Annotated in this window: 16 protein-coding genes; 11 read left to right on the top strand and 5 right to left on the bottom strand. The window is 36.8% G+C overall.

From position 1 onward, the window contains the following. Positions 1 to 35: 35 nt before the first annotated feature. Positions 36 to 677, bottom strand: coding sequence for a redox-sensing transcriptional repressor Rex (locus HMPREF2937_RS04040; RefSeq protein WP_070864085.1), 642 nt, complete (start codon positions 675 to 677; stop codon positions 36 to 38). Positions 678 to 1,241: 564 nt separating this feature from the next. Here HMPREF2937_RS04040 and HMPREF2937_RS04035 point away from each other — a divergent pair. Beyond that, positions 1,242 to 3,167 carry an ABC-F family ATP-binding cassette domain-containing protein gene (locus tag HMPREF2937_RS04035; RefSeq protein ID WP_070864084.1) on the top strand — a complete coding sequence of 642 codons (1,926 nt, stop codon included), beginning with the start codon at positions 1,242 to 1,244 and terminating at the stop codon, positions 3,165 to 3,167. A 339-nt stretch (positions 3,168 to 3,506) separates the two neighbouring features. After that, positions 3,507 to 5,102, top strand: a complete 1,596-nt coding sequence (locus HMPREF2937_RS04030) for a MutS-related protein (protein ID WP_070864083.1) — start codon at positions 3,507 to 3,509, stop codon at positions 5,100 to 5,102. A gap of 57 nt (positions 5,103 to 5,159) precedes the next feature. On the opposite strand, the gene tsaD is transcribed toward HMPREF2937_RS04030, so the two are convergent. Genes tsaD through tsaE form a run of 4 tightly spaced genes read right to left on the bottom strand, consistent with a single transcriptional unit; the run spans position 5,160 to position 7,732 of the window. Next, positions 5,160 to 6,185, bottom strand: coding sequence for a tRNA (adenosine(37)-N6)-threonylcarbamoyltransferase complex transferase subunit TsaD (gene tsaD, locus HMPREF2937_RS04025; RefSeq protein WP_070864082.1), 1,026 nt, complete (start codon positions 6,183 to 6,185; stop codon positions 5,160 to 5,162). Continuing rightward, positions 6,185 to 6,604, bottom strand: a complete 420-nt coding sequence (gene rimI, locus HMPREF2937_RS04020; RefSeq protein ID WP_096754679.1) for a ribosomal protein S18-alanine N-acetyltransferase — start codon at positions 6,602 to 6,604, stop codon at positions 6,185 to 6,187. The genes tsaD and rimI overlap by 1 nt, the downstream gene beginning before the upstream one ends. Before the next feature lie 20 nt (positions 6,605 to 6,624). Then, positions 6,625 to 7,290 carry a tRNA (adenosine(37)-N6)-threonylcarbamoyltransferase complex dimerization subunit type 1 TsaB gene (gene tsaB / locus HMPREF2937_RS04015; protein ID WP_002481732.1) on the bottom strand — a complete coding sequence of 222 codons (666 nt, stop codon included), beginning with the start codon at positions 7,288 to 7,290 and terminating at the stop codon, positions 6,625 to 6,627. Beyond that, positions 7,259 to 7,732: a tRNA (adenosine(37)-N6)-threonylcarbamoyltransferase complex ATPase subunit type 1 TsaE gene (gene tsaE / locus HMPREF2937_RS04010; RefSeq protein ID WP_023015916.1), complete on the bottom strand. Its 474-nt coding sequence runs from the start codon at positions 7,730 to 7,732 to the stop codon at positions 7,259 to 7,261. The genes tsaB and tsaE overlap by 32 nt, the downstream gene beginning before the upstream one ends. A 460-nt stretch (positions 7,733 to 8,192) precedes the next feature. Here tsaE and ilvD point away from each other — a divergent pair, with 460 nt between their 5' ends. From ilvD to ilvA, 9 genes are read left to right on the top strand one after another with little or no spacing between them, the layout of a single operon-like run. Further along, positions 8,193 to 9,887, top strand: a complete 1,695-nt coding sequence (ilvD, locus tag HMPREF2937_RS04005) for a dihydroxy-acid dehydratase (RefSeq protein WP_070864081.1) — start codon at positions 8,193 to 8,195, stop codon at positions 9,885 to 9,887. A 21-nt stretch (positions 9,888 to 9,908) separates the two neighbouring features. After that, positions 9,909 to 11,636, top strand: a complete 1,728-nt coding sequence (ilvB, locus tag HMPREF2937_RS04000) for a biosynthetic-type acetolactate synthase large subunit (protein WP_070864086.1) — start codon at positions 9,909 to 9,911, stop codon at positions 11,634 to 11,636. Next, positions 11,633 to 12,106: an acetolactate synthase small subunit gene (gene ilvN, locus HMPREF2937_RS03995; protein ID WP_002481737.1), complete on the top strand. Its 474-nt coding sequence runs from the start codon at positions 11,633 to 11,635 to the stop codon at positions 12,104 to 12,106. Before ilvB ends, ilvN begins: the two co-directional genes overlap by 4 nt. Positions 12,107 to 12,164: 58 nt before the next feature. After that, positions 12,165 to 13,169 carry a ketol-acid reductoisomerase gene (gene ilvC / locus HMPREF2937_RS03990; RefSeq protein ID WP_070864080.1) on the top strand — a complete coding sequence of 335 codons (1,005 nt, stop codon included), beginning with the start codon at positions 12,165 to 12,167 and terminating at the stop codon, positions 13,167 to 13,169. A 25-nt stretch (positions 13,170 to 13,194) separates the two neighbouring features. Continuing rightward, positions 13,195 to 14,727 carry a 2-isopropylmalate synthase gene (locus HMPREF2937_RS03985; protein WP_002481739.1) on the top strand — a complete coding sequence of 511 codons (1,533 nt, stop codon included), beginning with the start codon at positions 13,195 to 13,197 and terminating at the stop codon, positions 14,725 to 14,727. Further along, positions 14,724 to 15,764, top strand: a complete 1,041-nt coding sequence (gene leuB / locus HMPREF2937_RS03980; protein ID WP_070864079.1) for a 3-isopropylmalate dehydrogenase — start codon at positions 14,724 to 14,726, stop codon at positions 15,762 to 15,764. Before HMPREF2937_RS03985 ends, leuB begins: the two co-directional genes overlap by 4 nt. Positions 15,765 to 15,779: 15 nt before the next feature. After that, positions 15,780 to 17,162, top strand: coding sequence for a 3-isopropylmalate dehydratase large subunit (gene leuC, locus HMPREF2937_RS03975; RefSeq protein WP_070864078.1), 1,383 nt, complete (start codon positions 15,780 to 15,782; stop codon positions 17,160 to 17,162). Beyond that, positions 17,155 to 17,736 (top strand): 3-isopropylmalate dehydratase small subunit, encoded by a 582-nt coding sequence (gene leuD, locus HMPREF2937_RS03970; RefSeq protein WP_002481742.1) that lies wholly within the window; start codon positions 17,155 to 17,157, stop codon positions 17,734 to 17,736. The genes leuC and leuD overlap by 8 nt, the downstream gene beginning before the upstream one ends. A gap of 12 nt (positions 17,737 to 17,748) precedes the next feature. Beyond that, positions 17,749 to 19,017: a threonine ammonia-lyase IlvA gene (gene ilvA, locus HMPREF2937_RS03965; RefSeq protein WP_057510853.1), complete on the top strand. Its 1,269-nt coding sequence runs from the start codon at positions 17,749 to 17,751 to the stop codon at positions 19,015 to 19,017. Positions 19,018 to 19,362: the final 345 nt, after the last annotated feature.

Raw genomic sequence — 19,362 nt, 5'->3', positions numbered from 1 at the left:
ATTTTGGACTGTATTTATGTCCCAGCCCCTTTTCTTTATTTACGATTCATATTATTCATAAAGAAGAGTAAAGACTGTAATTCTACCCCTAAATCAATATGATGTACTGATACATTATCAGGTACATCGATACGTGAAGGTGTAAAGTTTAAAATGCCTTTTATGTTACTAGCGACAAGTTGATCAGCAACTTCTTGTGCTGCTCTTCCAGGTGTTGTGATAATCACTACATCTAAATTGCCTTTTTTCAAAATATCATGAATGGCATCCATGTCTTTAACTACAACTTTTCCAATTTGCGTACCGACTACATCCGCGTCAATATCAAACGCTTCTGTAATCACCATATCATCGTGGATTGAGAAGTTATATGAAAGCAATGCTTTCCCTAAGTTCCCTACGCCGACTAAACCAATACGAATTACATCACTTTCGCTGATTTCGCCTTTAAAGAATTCTAATAAACTCTCCACATTGTAACCATAACCTTTTTTACCCAGCTCACCAAAGTATGAGAAATCTCTTCTGATGGTAGCTGAATCAATATCCAATGCTTCACTGATTGTTTTAGAATTCACTCTATCTATCCCTTTTTCTTGAAGGGTATTCACGAATCGGTAATATAAGGGTAATCGTTTCAAAGTCGCGCGAGGAATTTTATTGTTTTGATTAGCCAATTTATTTTCCTCCAAATCTTTCTAACTACTATCCCAAACTTTATTCAGTTCAACCATAATAAAACTATACTTTTAATCGTATGAAGTTATGTTAATTTAGCCATGGAGTTGTGAAAAGTAGTCATTTTATCGACTATTAGCAGATTATAGTATTATCATAGTTAATAATGCTGTACAACAATACTCAGCTTGTTTCTGGAATCATTTTTTATTATTTAAGTATACCGTATGATTTCAGAAATTGGAATGACTGTATTATCAACATTTTAGTGAATACGCTCTTTATTACACTAAAACATCCATAATTGCATTTGTAAATTACAGCAATGTACTAACTATTATACGATTAGAATTTTGTTTTGAACACATTTTTTTAAAACAAATCATAATTAATGGTCTGTATTAAATGTGTATTGACACAAATTTCTGATAAAATATTCAATCTTTTAATTTCGCGTGATATGTTAGGAATTCATGTCAATTGCGCTTATAATAGTAACTAAGCGACGCTTTTTAGGAAGGAGGACTACGAGATATTTACAGACAAATCTCGTATAAATTTTAATGATATTACTACAACTAAACAATGTCTCAAAATCCTTCGACGGGGAAGAAATCTTTAGTGATGTCCACTTTGAAGTAAAGAGTCATGAAAAAATAGGCATTGTCGGCAGAAATGGCGCTGGCAAATCAACATTAATGAAAATCATTGCTGGTGTGGATGGTTATGATAGCGGCAATGTCTCGAAAATCAAAAATTTAAAAGTCGGTTATTTAACACAACAAATGACCTTAGATACTGACCATACCGTATGGGAAGAGATGTCTAAACCTTTTGCGTATCTTAAACAAATGGAACAAGAGATGCAGGCGGAAACTAATTGGTTAGCCAATCATGCTGATGAATATGAATCTGAGACTTTCAAAGACCATATGGTAAGATATGAAGCTTTGTCTAACCAATTTGAACGCTTAGAGGGGTATCAATTTGAAAGCAAGATTAAAACGGTCTTACACGGATTAGATTTTAACGAAGAAGATTTCAATCGTTCAGTAAATGATTTCAGCGGTGGTCAAAAAACACGTTTGTCACTCGCACAAATGTTATTGAGTGAACCTGATTTATTATTACTTGATGAGCCGACCAACCATTTAGATATGGAAACAACACAATGGCTCGAAGATTATTTGAATTACTTTAAAGGTGCTATCGTTATTATCAGTCACGACCGCTTCTTCTTAGATAAAACGGTCAACCAAATCTACGATGTCGCACTCGGTGCAGTTCAACACTATGTCGGCAACTATAGTAAATTCATCACACAACGTGATCAATATTATCAAAAACGCATGCAAGAATACGAACGTCAACAAGCTGAAATTAAACGACTAGAAACATTTGTCGAAAAAAATATCACACGTGCATCAACAAGCGGTATGGCTAAAAGTCGTCGAAAAGTTTTAGAAAAAATTGAACGTATCGATAAACCGATGTTAGATGCTCGCAGCGCTAATATCCAATTCGATTTTGATCGTAATACAGGTAATGACGTATACCATATTAGAAACTTAGAAATCGGTTATGCAGAGCCTGTGATTGCACCTATCACAATGGAAATCACTAAAGGAAATCATTTAGCAGTCATTGGACCGAACGGTATCGGAAAATCAACATTCATTAAAACTGTAGCCAACCGTATTCCTAAATTAGGCGGCGAAATTATTCATGGCGCAAATTTACGTGTCGGTTACTACGATCAAAAACAAGCAGAATTCAAATCTAATAAAACCATTTTAGACTATGTATGGGACCAATACCCTACCATGCCAGAAAAAGATGTACGTGCAGTATTAGGTCGTTTCTTATTTGTTCAAGATGATGTTAAAAAAATCATCAATGATTTATCAGGTGGTGAAAAAGCCCGCTTACAATTGGCATTATTGATGTTAGAACGTAATAATGTCTTAATTCTTGACGAGCCTACCAACCACTTAGATATCGATTCTAAAGAAATGTTAGAACAAGCACTTCAAGATTTTGAAGGTACTTTAATCTTCGTTTCACATGACCGTTACTTTATTAATCAACTGGCAAATAAAGTTTTCGATATGCAACCAGATGGCGGTACTGTTTACGCAGGCAATTATCAATATTATTTAGATAAAACTGAAGAGAAAGCCGCGATTGCCGCAAAAAATGAAGCACAACAAGCAGCACAAATCTCGACTGAAGAAAATACGAATTCATACGAAAATCAAAAAGCACAGCGTAGAGAACTACGTCAGCTAGAACGCCAAATTGAAAACTGTGAAGCAGAAATTGAAAAGTTCGAACAACAAATCGAAACCATCGATCATCAATTAACACAACCAGAAGTATTTAATGATCCAGAAAAAGCTGCACAGTTAGCTGAAGAAAAAGACACTATCGAACACCAACTCGAACAAGTTATGGAAACGTGGGAAGAATTACAAGAAAAAATAATATAAACCATAAAGGTTACCGAGGACTAGAAATGAACACTTCATTTTTAGTCCTCTTTTATTACAATTCCTTAACAAAATTATCAACATTAAAAATCCCTTAACATCAACTATCCACAGAGTTATCCACTTTATCCACAGGTAAAAAGACACCATTTTAAAGACTATTCACATCACTTTCCACAGTTATTCACCTATTTACCCACACTTATCCACAAGTTATTCACTTATTGTTGATAAGTACGCATGTTCGCTATTGACAAAACAACAACTCAATCAAAATTGGCGACTGCTCATTATTATGAGATACTATAAATAATTCATATAAATAGAGAGGTATTATTCATGGATAGTGTACTTAATATTTTCTTATTTTTAATCTTCATGTGGCTAGTGATTACAGCGCTTTACATCATACTCACTTACTACCAAAAATACCGCGCTGCACAACGTATACGTTCATTATGGGATGCACGCGCTAAATCTGAAAGCTTCATACGTCCCAATCAACATTATCGCTATCAATATGATACATATCATCAGCAATATGAACATACACTCGATGATAAAACATGGTCCGATTTAAATTTAGACGACGTGTTTCAACAACTCAATTATAATTTCACCGCAATTGGTGAAATGCACTTATACGCAACACTTCGAGGCATGTTTAAAGTTAACAACCAAAGTTTGATTAACAAGTTCAAAAATCATAAAACATTTCGTCAAAGTGTGTCTGTACATTTATCACAAATTGGCAAAACAATTTACCCAATGTTTCCGGATCAAATCAAACCGATTAAAATGCAAAATATTTATTATCTATGTCCTTTGCTTCCTGTTATAGGTTTGATACTTGTACCTATTCTGAAGGGCCCAGGCTTATTAATATTACTCTTTACGATTGTGTTGAATATCTTTCTAAGCGGTAAATTATCCAAACACTACTCTGAATATATCAACGCAACCTTTTATTCTGTTAATGTCATTAAAAAAGTTGAACGTATTCATCAACTTGAACAAGCACCTGAACTTGATGTGAATTTCAAACATTTCACGAAAGCCAAACGATTCAGTCCCCTACTAGGTAAAGTTTCACCTGATAACGAAGGCGGTGCGATGGCAGAATTTATTAAACTCGCTTTCATGTTAGATTATGTTATTTTCAATTCAGTTCAAAATACCTTTACTAAGCATCAAGATGAACTGATGGCTTGTTATGACTATGTCAGTGAAATTGACAATCATTATGCGATTGCTTTATGGCAGGAAACTTTAGAATCATATACACATCCTGAAGTCACACAACAACCTGAATTAGAATTCAACGCGTTGGTTCACCCTTTACTTGAGACACCTGTCCCAAATGATTTAAACATTCAGCGAAACATCTTACTGACAGGTTCGAACGCATCAGGTAAATCGACGTTCATGAAAGCTGTAGCACTCAATTTAGTATTAGCGCAAACTGTTGATACAGCATTAGCGACTCAATTCAAATATAAGCCTGGTATGATTTTAACTTCTATGGCAAATCAAGATGATGTACTGAGCGGAGATAGTTACTTCATCGCAGAATTGAAATCTATCTTACGCTTAATGGATCAAACAAACACTTATTGTTATTGCTTTATCGATGAAATATTTAAGGGAACGAATACAACAGAGCGCATTGCTGCTTCTGAATCAGTTTTAAATTACCTTGCAGAACACCCCGAATACAGAATCATTGCGGCAACGCATGATATTGAATTATCACAACTACTTGAACAGGATTTTGCGAATTATCATTTTAATGAAACGATTAAAGATGATGAAATTTATTTTGACTATAAAATCAAACCAGGTAAAGCAGATACTCGTAATGCAATTGAATTATTACGCTTAATGCACTTTCCTGATGCTGTTTATCAAAATGCATTAAAAAATACAAAAAAGTAGAGAAGCAAAATAACCGCTTCTCTACTTTTTCTTTTATCAATATTTCTTTTTATTCAATTATTCTACTGAAAATTCTTCAATATCAATACTGCTTTTACCATTTAAATCTAAATCAGCTTTTAATCCAGCTTCATATAAATAATGACCTGCTGCACCAATCATCGCCGCATTGTCAGTACATAACTTCGGACTTGGAATTGATAATTTAATCTGATGTTCTGCACATGCTTCTTTAAGTGCTTTTCGTAAACCTTTGTTGCTTGCGACACCACCTGCGACTATTAACTGATTCACTTGATACGTTTCACATGCTTTAATCGCCTTGTGTACTAAAACTTCAACGACACTATTTTGGAAACTTGCCGCAACATTTTCAGGAATAATTTCTTCATTCTTTTGTTTCAAGTTATGCAGCTTATTGATAACTGCACTTTTTAAACCACTGAAGCTAAAATCAAAACTATCCGGTTCTAGCCATACACGTGGGAAGTCGTAGACATCTTCCCCTTCTGTTGCGAGTTGATCGACTTTCGGTCCGCCGGGATACGGCAAGCCGATTGTACGTGCCACTTTATCATAAGCTTCACCGACTGCATCGTCTCTTGTTTCACCGATAACTTCAAAGTTTAAATGGTCTTTCATATAAACTAACTCCGTATGACCACCTGATACTATCAGTGCCATCAACGGAAACTCGAATGGTTCTTCTAAATTATTCGCATAGATATGACCTGCAATATGATGCACCGGGATTAATGGTTTATCATATGCATATGCTAATGCTTTTGCTGCATTGACTCCGATTAAAAGTGCACCGATTAAACCTGGACCTTCTGTCACCGCAACCGCATCTATTGCTTCCATATCTGTATGTGCTGTTGTTAAGGCCTCATCTATCGTTTGTGTGATACCTTCCACATGATGACGGCTCGCTACTTCAGGGACCACGCCGCCGAAACGTTTATGACTTTCAATTTGGCTTAGCACAGTATTGCTTAAGATTTCTTTGCCATTTTTAATCACACTGGCACTTGTTTCATCACAGCTTGATTCTATTGCCAAAATTAATATATCTTTTTCCATTATAAATCCACCCACATTACGAGTGCATCCTCGCCTTCTCCATAATAATTTTTTCGTTTGCCGCCGTAATTGAATCCTAATGATTCATAAACACGACGCGCAATGCTGTTTTCAATACGTACTTCTAAACTCATAACCTCACATGTTTGTCTAGCGAAATTCATCGCATACTCCACAATTAACTTTCCTAATCCATACCCGCGCATCTTTTCAGTTACCGCAACTGTCGTAATTTGTGCTTGATCAATGACGGTCCATATACCGATATAACCAATAATCTCTTGCTCATATTCCATCACAAAATAACGTGCAAATTGATTACGTTCGACTTCATGATAAAAAGCATCAATAGTCCAAGAGCTATCATTAAAACACAAGCGTTCTAAATCAAAGACCTTCGGCACATCCTCTACAGTCATCAATCGTATATTCAAGCCATTTAATTCTGTTGCGTTTTTAACCAATTGCGTTCTGCCTCAGAAAGTTTAAGATAGTCTGGTTTAAAGGTATGGATATTTTCTGGTTGCGTAATTAGACTTTGCATCACGCTGGCTTTAGGAAGTTGATGAATTATCGGTCCATTTAGCAACTCAGTAATATTTTCTAAATCATGACCGACAAAAACGTGTGGCTGTTGTTGTTGATTCAGATAATCATTTAAATCTGTAATCAACATATATTGGTCTTCTAATAAGTTAACAAGTTGACCTTCTTGGTATTGATAAATACCTGTATAAACCGCTTCTCGTCTTGCATCAAACACGGGAACAATTAACTGTTCAGTCTGTGTATCAGGTAGAGTTGCAGCTAAGGCTTCTAAAGATGAAACGCCATATAACTCTGTATTTAATGCATAAGCTAACGTTTTAGCAGTCGTAACACCAATTCTTAATCCAGTGTATGAACCAGGACCTTTAGCAACGATAATTGCATTAATATCTCTTTTAGTGATACCTGCTTCTTCAATGATTTTTTGAATCGCCGGCATCAGTTGAACAGAATGATTACGTTTAATATTTGTGGTATGTTCTACTAATATATTTTCATCTTGCATCACTGCAAGCGACATAGGCTTATTGGATGTATCCAGCAGCAAGTAAATCACGTGTGACGTCCTCCTTCAGTTGTGCATAATGCGCACCTTGTGCTTCTATTGTAATTTCTCTTTTATTTTCATCTACTGCAGTAAGATTAATCGTTAAATGATTATCTGGCAATAAGTCTTGAATAAATGTACTCCATTCAATAACGGTTACTGCATGATCATCAAAATATTCATCGAACCCTAAGTCTTCATCAGAATCTTCTAAGCGATAGCAATCCATATGATGAAATTTCATGTTCGTTCCTTTATAAGATTTAATAATATTGAAGGTTGGAGAATTAATTGTACGTTTCACTCCTAAATGCTTACCGATGAATTGACTTAATGTTGTCTTTCCTGCACCTAAATTACCATTTAATAAAATTAGATCTTTGGGTTGTAAATGCTTTGTCAGTATTTCAGCAAATTGATTCATTTGATCAATATTGTTGATTGTTATCATTTTCAAGTCTCCTATTTTCTATTCTGTATGCGTACAGAAATTTCGTCTTCTATATTGTAACATGGCATGCAACTGCTTTTGACTATAATGATTGTTTGCTTTAAAAATGAAATATGTAATTATTAAAAACGTTTTCATGTATGAAATTAAAAAATTTTCAGAAATCCGGTTGACATCCCTCTGGACATGTAGTAAATTAAGTTTATCAAATTTTTAGACAATTCAAATTTATTCATAAAACCATTCGAAAGGAGCAAATTGAAATGACTAACAGAACACAAGCAAATACTCTACCGACAACAACAAATATTTTAGTCATTTTATTAATTTGCTAGGACTCGAACTTTAGTAAAAACCATTACTAAATGTTTAAGTCCTATTTCCGATTGAATGGGACTTCCATTGACGTCCCAATAATTATTGGGACGTTTTTTTATTTGAATCTTCGGGGGGAATTATATTGAGAAGCGACACAATCAAAAAAGGAGACCAACAGGCTCCGGCCAGAAGTTTACTTCATGCCACAGGACAAATCAAAGATCCAACAGATATGAACAAACCATTCGTAGCGATTTGTAACTCTTATATCGATATCGTTCCAGGACATGTTCACTTAAGAGAATTAGCAGATATTGCAAAAGAAGCTATCCGAGAAGCAGGCGCAATTCCATTTGAATTCAACACAATCGGTGTTGACGATGGTATCGCAATGGGACACATTGGAATGCGTTATTCATTACCATCTCGTGAAATCATCGCAGATGCAGCTGAAACAGTTATCAATGCACATTGGTTCGACGGCGTCTTCTACATTCCTAACTGTGACAAAATCACACCAGGAATGTTAATGGCAGCAGTTAGAACAAACGTACCTGCTATCTTCTGTTCAGGCGGACCGATGAAAGCTGGTTTATCTACAACAGGTAAAGCCTTAACTCTTTCATCTATGTTCGAAGCAGTTGGTGCCTTTAAAGGCTGTTCAATGACAAAAGAAGAATTTTTAGATATGGAACAAAATGCTTGTCCTACTTGCGGTTCTTGCGCAGGTATGTTCACAGCAAACTCAATGAACTGTTTAATGGAAGTATTAGGACTAGCACTTCCATATAATGGTACAGCATTAGCCGTATCAGACCAACGTCGAGAAATGATTCGACAAGCCGCTTTCCAATTAGTAGACAATATTAAAAATGATTTGAAACCACGTGATATCGTTACAAAAGAAGCATTAGATGATGCATTCGCATTAGATATGGCGATGGGCGGTTCAACAAACACAGTACTTCACACACTTGCAATCGCAAATGAAGCGGGTGTTGATTATGACTTAAGCCGTATCAATGAAATTGCTAAACGTACACCTTATTTATCTAAAATCGCACCAAGTTCTTCTTATTCTATGCACGATGTTCATGAAGCCGGCGGTGTTCCTGCTATCATCAATGAATTAATGAAAAAAGAAGGTACATTGCACCCTGACAGAGTGACTGTTACAGGTAAAACACTTCGCGAAAACAACCAAGGCAAAGAAATCAAAAACACAGATGTCATCCATCCACTTGATAATCCGTACGATAAAGAAGGTGGCCTTTCAATCTTATATGGTAACTTAGCTCCAAATGGTGCAGTTATCAAAGTCGGCGGTGTAGATCCTGAAATCAAAGTCTTTAAAGGAAAAGCCATTTGTTTCGACTCTCATGATGAAGCTGTTGAAGCAATTGATAACCACACTGTACGTGAAGGTCACGTTGTAGTTATTCGTTATGAAGGCCCTAAAGGCGGACCAGGAATGCCTGAGATGTTAGCCCCTACTTCATCTATCGTAGGTCGCGGCTTAGGTAAAGATGTTGCATTAATCACTGACGGAAGATTCTCAGGAGCAACAAGAGGTATCGCAGTCGGACACATTTCACCTGAAGCAGCATCAGGCGGACCAATCGGATTAATTCGTGACGGTGATGAAATCGTCATCGACTTAACAAACAGAACATTAGATGTAGATGTTTCAGAAGAAGAAATGAACAAACGTAAAACAGAAGTCAAACCATTTAAAGCCAAAGTGAAAACAGGTTACTTAGCACGTTATACAGCACTTGTTACAAGTGCAAATACGGGCGGTGTTATGAGAGTACCAGAATATCTAATTGAGGAGTGATGCTTTATGTCTAACCCACAAATGACTAAACATAATGAAGAAGCAAACAGTACACAAGCAGCCACGAAAACGAGTAGAAGCGGTTCGGAATTGTTGGTAGAAGCACTGTTGAAAGAAGGCACAGAGTTGCTTTTCGGTTATCCGGGAGGTGCCGTGCTACCGCTCTATGATACATTTTACGATGGTAAAATCAAACATATCTTAGCACGACACGAACAAGGTGCTGTACACGCTGCGGAAGGTTATGCCAGAGTTTCTGGCAAACCTGGCGTAGTTGTAGTTACCAGCGGTCCAGGAGCAACAAACGTTATTACAGGTATCGCAGACGCATTTAGTGATTCATTGCCACTTGTAGTATTTACAGGACAAGTTGCAACACCAGGTATTGGTAAAGATGCATTCCAAGAAGCGGATTTACTTTCAATGACAACACCTATCACTAAACACAACTTCCAAGTTAAACATCCAGACGAAATTCCTGAAGTGGTACATCAAGCGTTTCACATTGCAAATACAGGTCGTAAAGGCCCAGTAGTCATCGACTTCCCTAAAGATGTCGGCATTCTACAATCTGATGTTGATGTATGTGACGAGCTTGATTTACCAGGATATCGTTTAGCTGATGCACCGAACCCTCAAGATGTACAAACTGTACTAGAATGGTTGAAATCAGCGAAGAAACCAGTCATTTTAGCTGGTGCAGGCGTGAGACATTCAGAATCAGGTCCACTTCTGACTACATTTGCTGAACGCCATCAAATTCCAGTAGTCACAACTTTACATGGGTTAGGCACAATTCCTTACAGCAATCCCCTATTCTTAGGTATGGGCGGTATGCATGGATCTTACGCAAGCAACATGGCACTTTCTGATTGCGACTTGCTTATCAACTTTGGCAGCCGCTTCGACGACCGCCTTGCAAGTAACCCAGATAAATTTGCAGAAAACGCTAAGGTTGTTCATGTAGACATCGATCCTTCTGAAATCAATAAAATCATCAAAACAGATTTGGGCGTAGTAGCTGACTGTAAATTGATGCTTGAAGCATTGCTTACAGAAACTAATACTTACGACCAACATAAAGACTGGGTTGACTATTGTGTGAATAATCAGAAATCTCATCCATTTGCATATACAGATGAAGAAGCAGATGTATTTATCAAACCTCAACAAGCCATCGAGTATATCGGTAAAATTACAAATGGAGAAGCGCTAGTTACAACAGATGTCGGCCAACACCAAATGTGGGCAGCACAATTCTATCCATTCAAACATGATAATCAATTAGTAACAAGCGGTGGTCTTGGAACAATGGGCTTCGGCATCCCTTCTGCTATCGGTGCTAAATTAGCACAACCTGATAAAACAGTTGTTTGTTTCGTTGGAGATGGCGGTTTCCAAATGACCAACCAAGAAATGGCAATCTTAAATGAGTATGGTTTAGATATCAAAATCGTACTTATCAATAACGGTACATTAGGAATGGTTAAACAATGGCAAGATAAATTCTTTAAACAACGTTTCTCTCATTCAGTATTCAATGGCCAACCAGATTTCCAACAAATATCAGAAGCATATGGTGTGAAAGCATTCTTAGTAGATGATCCTAAAACACTTGAAGCAGATTTAGAAGTAGCATTTGCACACAAAGGCCCTGCTTTAATCGAAGTAAGAATCTCACCTAAAGAACCAGTTTTACCGATGGTACCAAGCGGTAAAGCGAACAACGAAATGGAGGGTGTCCTATGAGATATACATTCAAGACGCAAGTATTAGATAAATCTGGTACATTAAACCGACTGACAAGTACCTTTTTAAGACGTCAGTTTAATATCGTAACACTTTGTGTTACACCAAGTATTCAACCTGGTATTTCTGATATGACATTCGTAGCTGAGTTAGATGAAGCATCAAAAGTACAATCACTCATGCTCCATTTAGAAAAACAAATTAATGTACTTTCTGTAGAAAATATCACAGATAACAACGTCTACAGTGTGGAATTATTACTTGCTAAAATTGCAACACCTGCAGATAAAACAGAATTAGACAACTTGATCAATCACAGTGATGCGCTAGTTTCAGTATTAAAAGAAGAAGATGGTCATACTTATTTACAGGCATCAGGCACACAACAAGCACTTGATGATGTATTACATGCACTATCATCACAACAGATTGAACAAGTTTCTAGAACAGGAACTGCAGCATTATTATAATTTGAATTTTCACAAAGTTGAGAATTTAAAATAAAACAAATTTTTGGAGGAATTTATTATGACAACAGTTTATTATGACGAATCAGTGAAAAAAGACGCTTTAGAAGGTAAAAAAATCGCGGTATTAGGCTACGGTTCTCAAGGTCACGCACATGCTAAAAACCTTAAAGACAACGGCTATGACGTTATAATCGGTATCCGCCCAGGACATTCTTTCGACAGAGCTAAAAAAGATGGATTCGATGTATATCCAGTTGGAGAAGCAGTAAAACAAGCAGACGTAATCATGGTATTATTACCAGATGAAATCCAAGGTAAAGTATACGACGAAGAAATCGCTCCTAATCTAGAAGCTGGTAATGCATTAGCATTTGCACATGGTTTCAACATCCACTTCGATGTAATCAAACCACCAAGTGACGTAGATGTATTCTTAGTAGCTCCTAAAGGCCCTGGTCACCTTGTAAGACGTACATTCACTGAAGGCAGCTCAGTTCCTGCATTATTTGGTGTAGGCCAAGATGCAACTAGTAACGCTTTTGACATCGCATTAAGCTATGCAAAAGGTATCGGCGCAACTAAAGCTGGTGTCATTGAAACTACATTCAAAGAAGAAACTGAAACAGACTTATTCGGTGAACAAGCAGTACTTTGCGGTGGTGTTACTCAATTAATCCAAAACGGTTTCGAAACATTAGTTGAAGCTGGTTACCAACCTGAACTTGCTTACTTCGAAGTATTACATGAAATGAAATTGATCGCTGACTTAATGTACGAAGGCGGTATGGAAACTATGCGTTATTCAATTTCAAACACTGCTGAATACGGTGACTATGTTTCAGGTCCACGTGTTATCACACCAGACGTTAAAGAAAACATGAAAGCTGTATTAACTGATATCCAAAACGGTACATTCGCTAACAACTTCATTAAAGATAATGAAAATGGATTCGAAGAATTCTACAAACTACGTAAAGCAGCACAAGGTCACCAAATCCAAGAAGTTGGTAAAAAACTTCGTGAAATGATGCCATTCGTTGAAAATAAAACTATTGAAGAATAATACTAAATCAGGAGGTTGATTATTTATGAGTCATATTCAAATTTTTGATACAACACTAAGAGACGGTGAACAAACGCCCGGAGTCAGTTTTTCCTTTGATGAAAGACTGACTATCGCAAAGCAACTTGAAAAATGGGGTGTCGATGTAATTGAAGCTGGATTCCCTGCTTCTAGTGAAGGTAGCTTTAAATCAGTTCAAGCTATTTCACAAGCTTTAACTAAAACTGCTGTAGTAGGCTTAGCAAGATGTAAGAAAAGCGACATCGATGCTGTGTACGAAGCAACTAAAGAAGCAAAATATCCGCAATTACATGTATTTATCGCTACTAGCCCTATTCATTTAGAGCATAAATTGAAAATGACTCAAGAAGAAGTGCTAGAGCAAATTACTGAAAATGTTGCTTATGGCAAATCTTTATTCGATGTTGTACAATTCTCACCCGAAGATGCAACACGTACTGATTTAGATTTCTTAATCAAAAGTGTGCAAACAGCTGTAGACGCAGGTGCAACAATTATCAACATTCCTGATACAGTAGGTTATAGCTATCCAACTGAATTCGGAAATATCTTTAAAGTATTGCTTGAAAATGTTAAATCTGATCAAGAAATTATCTATAGTGCACACTGCCACGATGACCTAGGCTTAGCTGTTGCAAACAGCATGGCTGCCATCGAAAATGGTGCAAAACGTGTTGAAGGTACAATTAACGGTATCGGTGAACGTGCTGGTAATACTGCACTTGAAGAAGTTGCGCTTGGTTTATACGTACGTAAAGATCACTATGGTATTGAAACAAGACTTGAGCTTGGACGTACTAAAGAAACTTCTGATTTAATTTCTCGTTTCGCTGGTATTCCAGTACCTCGAAATAAAGCTGTTATCGGTCAAAACGCATTCAGTCATGAATCAGGTATCCACCAAGACGGCTTCTTGAAAAACCGTGAAACATACGAAATCATGACGCCACAATTAGTGGGTATCCAAACATCTGAATTGCCTCTTGGTAAATTGTCTGGTAAACATGCTTTCGCTGAAAAGTTAAAACAACTTGGCTACGAAATCAGTCCAGAAAAACAAGTTGAATTGTTCAAACAGTTCAAATCTATTGCCGATAAAAAGAAAAATGTTTCTGATTATGACGTACATGCCCTTGTTCAAGGTCATTACCATGAAACAAATGCTGCTTATCATGTTGAAAATCTTCAACTACAATTTGTGGCTGAAGGTGTACAAAGTGCAGTCGTTCAACTTCGTGATAATGACGGCAAACAATATCAATCAGCAGCAACAGGAACAGGTTCTATTCTTGCAGTATACAATGCAGTAGACTTAATCTTCGATGCTGAATCTGAATTGTTGAACTATCAAATTTCTTCAGTAACTGAAGGTTCAGATGCACAAGCACAAGTTAACGTTGAACTTAGCATTGATGGACGCTCTTACTACGGTATCGGTATCGACCATGACGTATTGCTTGCTTCATGTAAAGCTTATGTGGAAGCTTATTCTAATCATATTGCTGATGCATCAGTTAATAATGAGGTGAACGCATGAGTTATAAAATCACTGCCCTCCCAGGCGATGGTATAGCTCCAGAAATACTTGAAGGTACTTTGAAAATATTAGAAAAATTAAGTGGAAAATATAACATTGATTATGAATTAGAAACTTATGATTTTGGAGGGGCCGCTATAGATAACTATGGCGACCCGCTTCCATCATCTACGCTTGAAGCTTGTAAACAATCTGATGCGATCCTTTTAGGTGCAATCGGCGGTCCAAAATGGACAAACAGCCCAAAACGACCTGAAGCTGGCTTACTTGCTTTAAGAAAGAACTTAGAGTTATTCGCAAATATCCGCCCTACTGCTGTAGTTGAAGGCGCGACTGAATTCTCTCCTCTTAAAGCAGAACGTGTACAAGGTACTGATTTAGTGATTGTCAGAGAATTAACAGGCGGTTTATACTTCGGTGAACCGAAAGAATTAGCTGAAGATCATGCAATTGATTCATTAACATATACTAAAGCAGAAGTTGAACGTATTGCACACGCAGCGTTCAAACTTGCACAATCAAGACGTAAGAAATTAACTTCAGTGGACAAAGAAAATGTATTAGCATCAAGTAAATTATGGCGTAAAACAGTTGATGAAGTATCTGCTTCATATCCTGATGTGGAAGTAGAACATCTACTTGTTGATGCATGCAGTATGCATTTGATTACGCGTCCAACACAATTTGATGTAATTGTAACTGAAAACTTATTCGGTGATATTTTAAGCGATGAAGCTTCTGTCATTCCAGGTTCATTAGGTGTATCCCCTTCTGTCAGCTATGGACAAAAAGGTACAAAACTTTATGAACCAATTCATGGATCAGCACCTGACATTGCGGGTCAAGATATTGCGAATCCGACAGGTATGGTGCTTTCATTAGCAATGTGTTTCAGAGAAACATTTAATCAAGCAGAAGCGGCAGAAGAATTAGAAAAGATTGTTTATGGTTTACTGAAAGAAGGCTTTACTACACCTGATTTAGGCGGAAAAGCACATACTTCAGAAATCTTCGAGAAAATTTTACAACAACTTTAAAGGATGGTGATTGAAATGGGACAAACTTTGTTCGATAAAATATGGAATAGACATGTTCTCACAGAAAATGCAGGTGAACCGCAATTATTATACATTGACTTGCATTTAATCCATGAAGTGACATCACCTCAAGCCTTTGAAGGATTAAGAATTCAACACAGACCACTGAGACGTCCGGATTTAACGTTTGCGACAATTGATCATAACGTACCGACAGAAGATATTTTCAACATCAAAGATGAAATTGCAGCAACACAAATCAAGACGCTTCAAAAGAACTGTGCAGAGTTTGGAGTTCGACTGTTTGATAATGGTACTGAAGAACAAGGTATCGTACATATGGTTGGACCAGAAATGGGATTAACGCAACCTGGTAAAACCATTGTTTGCGGTGACTCTCACACAGCAACACACGGTGCTTTCGGTGCCATTGCTTTCGGTATCGGAACGAGTGAAGTTGAACATGTTTTTGCGACACAAACATTATGGCAAACTAAACCGAAGAATCTTTTAATTGATATTAATGGTGAGTTGCCTAAAGGTGTATATGCGAAAGATATTATCTTACACCTCATCAATCAATATGGTGTAGATTTCGGTACAGGTTATGCGCTTGAATTTGCAGGTTCTACAATTCGTAATCTATCAATGGATGCGAGAATGACAATCTGTAATATGGCGATTGAAGCCGGCGCAAAATATGGTTTAGTTGAACCAGATGAAACAACACTAGAATATGTCAAAGGTCGTCCTTACGCTGATATTGATGAGGAAACTGCAGAATATTGGCAATCACTTTATAGTGATAAGGATGCACAATTTGATCGTGTGATTGAGTTAGATGTATCTGACCTAGAACCACAAGTAACTTGGGGTACTAGTCCTGAAATGGGTGTAAGCTTCAATACACCTTTCCCAGAAATTCAAAACGTCAATGACGAACGTGCTTATCACTACATGGATTTAAAACCGGGTGAAAAAGCTGAAGATATTGAACTTGGTTATGTATTCTTAGGCTCTTGTACAAATGCGCGCCTTTCTGACTTACAAGAAGCAAGCAAATTTGTTAAAGGACATAAAGTACATCCTAATATCACAGCAATTGTTGTACCTGGTTCAAGAAGTGTTAAACATCAAGCTGAAGCATTAGGACTTGATAAAATCTTTAAAGATGCAGGCTTTGAATGGCGTGAACCTGGCTGCTCAATGTGTCTCGGTATGAACCCTGACCAAGTGCCAGCTGGTGTTCACTGTGCTTCTACCAGCAACCGTAACTTCGAAGGTCGTCAAGGTAAAGGTGCAAGAACACATCTTGTATCCCCTGCTATGGCAGCAGCTGCTGCGATTGAAGGACGCTTCGTAGACGTTAGAAAATGGGAGGCGCTTGAACATGCTTAAAATCGAACCGATTACACAATATACAGGTAAAACTGCTATTTTATTTCACGATAATATTGATACAGACCAAATTATCCCAAAAGTCCATCTTAAAGGCGTTTCTAAAACAGGACTTGGTCCTTACGCCTTTGATGAGTGGCGTTATCTAGAAGATGGTTCAGATAACCCTGAATTCGAATTAAACCAACCTCAATATAAAGGTGCTTCAATTCTTATCACAGGTGATAACTTTGGATGCGGTTCTAGTCGTGAACACGCAGCTTGGGCATTAAAAGATTATGGCATCAATATTATTATTGCGGGCAGCTTCAGTGATATTTTCTACATGAACTGCACGAAAAATGCATTATTACCTATCGCACTAGAAAAAGAAGATCGCGAGTTCCTTGCGAAATATAAAGAGCTCGAAATTGACCTTCCGAATCAGGTAATCAAAACACCTGATCGCGAATTACATTTTGATATTGATTCAACTTGGAAGAACAAACTTGTTCAAGGACTAGATGATATTGCCGTCACATTGGCATACGAAGACCAAATTGAACAATACGAACAGAAATACCAACACAATTAAGGAGTGAGCGAAATGACTGTACAAACTGCTGTATCAGCTAAAGACATAGAAGAGGCTTTTTTATCATTACAGCCGATTGTCAAAGAAACGCCTTTAGAGAAAGATCATTATTTATCTTTAAAGTATGACTGTAATGTATATTTAAAAAGAGAGGATCTGCAATGGGTGCGTTCTTTTAAACTAAGAGGTGCTTATAACGCAATTCAAGTATTGAGCGAAAGCGAAAAAGCAAAAGGTATTACATGTGCGAGTGCCGGCAACCATGCACAAGGTGTCGCATTTACTGCACAACGATTAGGATTAAAAGCAGTCATCTTTATGCCTGTGACAACTCCCCTTCAAAAAATTAATCAAGTTAAATTCTTTGGTGGAGAAAATGTTGAAGTAATCTTGGTTGGTGATACATTTGATGATTGTTTAAAAGAAGCCTTAGAATATACTGAAAAACATGCGATGAACTTTATTGACCCATTTGATAATGTCAATACAATTGCAGGTCAAGGTACAATCGCAGCGGAAATTTTAAAAGAAGCACAAGAAAGCAATATCGATGTAGATTATCTATTTGCCGCAATTGGTGGCGGCGGATTAATTTCTGGTGTAGGTACTTACTTTAAAGAGAAGTCGCCTCAAACAAAAATTGTAGGTGTTGAACCTAAAGGGGCTGCAAGTATGTATACTTCAGTTGTCTTAGAACATCACAGAGTGAAATTACCAGAAATTGATAAGTTTGTAGACGGTGCATCTGTTGCACAAGTCGGCAAAATTACATTTGAAATTGCGAAAAAAGTCGTTGATGATTATCTTCAAATCGATGAAGGTGCTGTATGTTCTACAATCTTAGATATGTATTCTAAACAAGCCATTGTCGCAGAACCTGCAGGTGCATTAAGCGTCTCAGCTCTAGAACAATATCGTGATCAAATCAAAGGCAAAACAGTAGTTTGTATTATCAGCGGTGGTAACAACGATATCAACCGTATGAAAGAAATCGAAGAACGCTCACTTTTATATGAAGAAATGAAACACTACTTCATTTTCAACTTCCCTCAACGTCCTGGTGCGTTAAGAGAGTTCGTAAATGAAGTATTAGGACCAAATGATGATATCACTAAATTCGAGTACTTGAAAAAATCTTCTCAAAACACAGGTACAGTTATCATAGGTATTCAATTAAATAACCATGATGACTTAACGCGTTTGAAAGAAAAAGTACATGAGTTTGATCCATCAAATATCTATATTAATGAAAACAAAATGTTGTATTCATTATTGATTTAATCTAAAAAGCAGGAGATGCCATAATTCTAAAATGACTTATGGTTTCTCCTGCTTTTTCTTTATATACATATGCCTATTAATTTTCCGCACAGCTTCTCCACTTACACATCTTAAGCTAAATTCTCGTTTATTGAATGAGTCTTTAACTAATGCTGATTAAAAATGCTTTCTATATACCTATTTAAAACAGTATGTAATGTTTTATATGTATCTTATGAACTATATCAATTTCTCTTATAAAAAGCATAAAAAAAAGACCTCAAACCTGAGATCTCAATGCGGCTCATCGCATCCAAAATATATAATATACGATTATACATTCAAAACTAGATAGTAAGTAAATTT

The organism is Staphylococcus sp. HMSC061G12, assembly GCF_001838465.1.
Classification (GTDB): Bacteria; Bacillota; Bacilli; order Staphylococcales; family Staphylococcaceae; genus Staphylococcus; species Staphylococcus simulans.
This window is presented reverse-complemented; position numbering and strand designations above follow the sequence as displayed.

What these genes read in the sequence shown, in the direction of transcription:
- ilvA (WP_057510853.1), top strand. Translation starts at nt 17,749, where the DNA reads ATGACTGTACAAACTGCTGTATCAGCTAAAGACATAGAAGAGGCTTTT.
- rimI (WP_096754679.1), bottom strand. Translation starts at nt 6,604, where the DNA reads ATGACTGTAGAGGATGTGCCGAAGGTCTTTGATTTAGAACGCTTGTGT.
- leuD (WP_002481742.1), top strand. Translation starts at nt 17,155, where the DNA reads ATGCTTAAAATCGAACCGATTACACAATATACAGGTAAAACTGCTATT.
- ilvN (WP_002481737.1), top strand. Translation starts at nt 11,633, where the DNA reads ATGAGATATACATTCAAGACGCAAGTATTAGATAAATCTGGTACATTA.
- leuC (WP_070864078.1), top strand. Translation starts at nt 15,780, where the DNA reads ATGGGACAAACTTTGTTCGATAAAATATGGAATAGACATGTTCTCACA.
- HMPREF2937_RS04035 (WP_070864084.1), top strand. Translation starts at nt 1,242, where the DNA reads ATGATATTACTACAACTAAACAATGTCTCAAAATCCTTCGACGGGGAA.
- tsaE (WP_023015916.1), bottom strand. Translation starts at nt 7,732, where the DNA reads ATGATAACAATCAACAATATTGATCAAATGAATCAATTTGCTGAAATA.
- ilvC (WP_070864080.1), top strand. Translation starts at nt 12,165, where the DNA reads ATGACAACAGTTTATTATGACGAATCAGTGAAAAAAGACGCTTTAGAA.
- HMPREF2937_RS03985 (WP_002481739.1), top strand. Translation starts at nt 13,195, where the DNA reads ATGAGTCATATTCAAATTTTTGATACAACACTAAGAGACGGTGAACAA.
- tsaD (WP_070864082.1), bottom strand. Translation starts at nt 6,185, where the DNA reads ATGGAAAAAGATATATTAATTTTGGCAATAGAATCAAGCTGTGATGAA.
- HMPREF2937_RS04030 (WP_070864083.1), top strand. Translation starts at nt 3,507, where the DNA reads ATGGATAGTGTACTTAATATTTTCTTATTTTTAATCTTCATGTGGCTA.
- ilvB (WP_070864086.1), top strand. Translation starts at nt 9,909, where the DNA reads ATGACTAAACATAATGAAGAAGCAAACAGTACACAAGCAGCCACGAAA.
- leuB (WP_070864079.1), top strand. Translation starts at nt 14,724, where the DNA reads ATGAGTTATAAAATCACTGCCCTCCCAGGCGATGGTATAGCTCCAGAA.